This window comes from Protofrankia sp. CiP1_Cm_nod1, from assembly GCF_920888515.1.
Taxonomy (GTDB): Bacteria; Actinomycetota; Actinomycetes; order Frankiales; family Frankiaceae; genus Protofrankia.
Map to the genome: position 1 here is coordinate 1 of NZ_CAKKTM010000345.1, position 3034 is coordinate 3034.

Here is a 3034-nt window from a genome sequence, read left to right on the forward strand (position 1 = left end):
CAGCGGGGCCACCCGTCGTCGGCCCGCCCGTGACAGCCGGCCAGCACACGGCGGCCGGGCTGCCGCGCCCGTTCCCCCCGCTGCCGGCCCACGTCGCCGTCGACGAGCTCCGGCTGCCCGACCCGGCTCCGTCGGGCACCTGGCTGCCGCTCGGTGTGGGCGGCCCGGACGTGGACGTCGTGGGCATGGACTTCTTCGACGCCGGGCCGCACCTGCTGCTCGTCTCCGGCCCGGCCGGCTCCGGACGCACGACCGCGGCGGCGGTCGTCACCCGCGGGCTGCGGCGGGCCGGTGTCGGCGTCCTGGTCATCGCCCCGCCCCGCTCACCGCTGCCCAGCCTCATCGGGGACGACGGCGGTGTCCGGGTCGTCACCGGGACCGTCCTCAAGGACACCGACCTGCGGGCCGCCGCCGAGGCGTTCGGTGACGGGCGATACGCGGTGGTCGTCGACGACTGTGATCAGATCACGCTGGTGCCGACGCAGGTCAGCTTCGCCGACGGCCCCACCCTGCTGCAGGACATCGCCAGCCCCGGCGCGCTCGGCCGGCACGCGCTCGTGCTCTGCGGTGACGCCGCGCCGATCCTCACCGGCCAGCGCCGCTCCCTCGCCCGTGTCGTCAGCGAGGTCATGACCAGCGGTGCCCGGCTGCTGCTCACCCCCACCTCACCCGTGGTGGCACGCGAACACGGCTTCAAACTGGAACCCGACCAGTTCTTCGCCGCCCCACCCGGCCGCGGCCACCTCGCCACCGCCCGCACCACCACCCTGATCCACCTCGCCCGGTAGCCGTCCGTCACTGAGAATGAATGGCCCCGGTTCGACGGAGACCACGGCTGCTCCAGTCCTCGGGGACGCGGCTGCCTACGCGGGGTGCCCGTTCCGCGGGAGAGATCTCCACGCTGCCAGAAGATCTTCTGGGCCGATGGAACGGGCGGGAACACCGGCGGCAGCACCCGTCCGGCTGATGGCGAGAAGTTCGGTCGACGTGTCAAAGCCCGGCACCGCGGTGACATCACGCACCAGCGCGGCATAGTCGTGCTGGTCGAACGGCTGCGTCGACTGCCATTTGATACTGCCGGCAAAAATTATCCGGTTCGCAGCCCCCGCCCGGTCAGCGCCGACCACGTCGATCTCGGGGTTGTTCTGCCGGTTCCACCAGCCACCGACGGCCTCCACCTCGGGCCAGCCGAGTTCCGGCGCCATACGCAGCAGGGCCTCCCGAACCAGCGGTTCCACCGCCCGGCCACGCCAGGCATACCAAGATCGTTTAACCCGCCGCAGCAGCAGATCCCCTCGCCCCCGTTCCACGAGCGGCAGGCCGGCTGCGAGATAGGCGAGATAGAAGCGCAGATATGGGTCGGCCACCCGATAACGGCGCTCCTTCTCGGCCGGCCTGGTCGAAAGCGGGGTGTCGACAGCAACCACACGTTTGGCTTCGAGCAGGCGCAGTGCGCTCGTCAGCGAACTCGCCGCCATCGGCTCGGCTCCGGCGGACGCCGCCGCGCGAACGCCGCTCCACGTACGTTCGCCGTTACCGATAGCGGCCAGCACCGTGCGGGCCTGGATATACCCTGGGAACTCGGCGGCGAGTGACCGTTCTCCCGAGACCAGCAGCGCGGACGTCGGGTCGGCGAGCGAGACAGCGAGGAAGCTCTCGACCGACTGGCCGGACCCCCATTCCTGGCATATCAGCGGCAGGCCGCCGGTAACCAGGTACGCGTCGATGGCTCCGGCAGCCGGCAGGCCGACCATGGCGCCGACTTCGGCCGGATTCAGCGGTGGCAGCACCATCACCGTGCCCCGCTGGTGGAAGGGCCGCCGGTAGTCGTCGAGACGCTCCATCATCGCCAGGTCCGAACCGATCAGGATCAGGAGGACCGGCTTGCGCGAGAGCTGCGTGTCCCAGGCCGTCTGCAGCGCCCCTTCCAGCGCCGGGTCGGTTTCGATCAGCCACGGCATCTCGTCGATGACCACGATGCCCGGTGTGTCGGCGGGCAACGCCGCGGCCAGCTGACGGAACGACGCCGCCCAGGTCGGCAGAACCGTGCCGGACTCGAAGAGATCCCGACCGGGAAGGTCGGACTCGGCCACTGCCGCGGCGAACGCCGCCCGCTCGGCGGCGGGATCGGCGCCCTGACTCGCCTGGAAGAACACGAACGGGACGTGTGCCCGCTCACAGAACACCTCCACCAGCCGCGACTTGCCGACCCGGCGCCGGCCCCGCAGCAGCACCGCCACCCCCGGCAGGTCCCGCCGCGCCTCCCCCACCCGCCCGAGCAACGCCTCAAGCCGAGCAAGCTCCGCGGACCGCCCGACGAACCCACCCCCCGCCACGCCTACTCCTCTCGCCCGAACTACAGTCCATTGTAGTTCACGGCGATGAAGTTACCCTCGATCACGCACCACACAAGCAAGATCGCCAAGGTCCACCAAAGCGAACCAGCCGTAGACCGCACATCGCCCACAACCGAACACGGCGGCCCACGAACACGGCTTCAGCCTGGAACCCGACCAGCTCTTCGCCGCCCCACCCGGCCGCAGCCACCCCACCACCCTGATCCACCTCGCCCGATAGCCGTCCGTCACCGAATGAACCGCCCCGGTTCGACGGAGGCCACGGCTGCCCCAGTCCTTGAGGACGCGGCTACCTCCGCTTACGGCTGTGCCGCTGCTTGTAAGCGGGCACCTGTTCCAGCGGGATCCGCCGCGACGCGACCGGCCGAGAGCAACCGACGCCGCGATCTTGCTGTTTCCACCAGGAGCGACGGCTGCGGCCGAAGCGCGAGAGTGCTCCGTCTCACGACTTCTCCTCTCACCTCGGTGTCGTACCGCAGCTGGCCGGTCAGGCAGCCGCCGCTGCCCACCGTGGCCACGCACCGGCCGGAGGCGTCGTAGGCATACCGGTATTCGGTGACGTTGCGGTCCGTCCAGCGCACTATGAAGCAGGAATTAAATAAGTTCTCCTGTTAATCTGTCTTTGGATCTTTACTGTGATCGGACGGTTAGGCTACGGGGCGTGGTGGATGAGGCCT

1 protein-coding gene and 1 pseudogene are annotated in these 3034 nt (G+C 69.8%); one reads left to right on the plus strand and one right to left on the minus strand.

Annotated elements, in window-relative coordinates; genetic code table 11:
• A pseudogene (locus NBX02_RS15465) lies at positions 1–788 on the plus strand (FtsK/SpoIIIE domain-containing protein); the annotation flags it as partial.
• 75 nt (positions 789–863) lie between these two features.
• Here the strand turns inward: NBX02_RS15465 and NBX02_RS15470 are convergent.
• Complete coding sequence (locus tag NBX02_RS15470) at positions 864–2336, minus strand: ATP-binding protein (protein ID WP_250286337.1); 1473 nt, start codon at positions 2334–2336, stop codon at positions 864–866.
• Positions 2337–3034 lie beyond the last annotated feature (698 nt).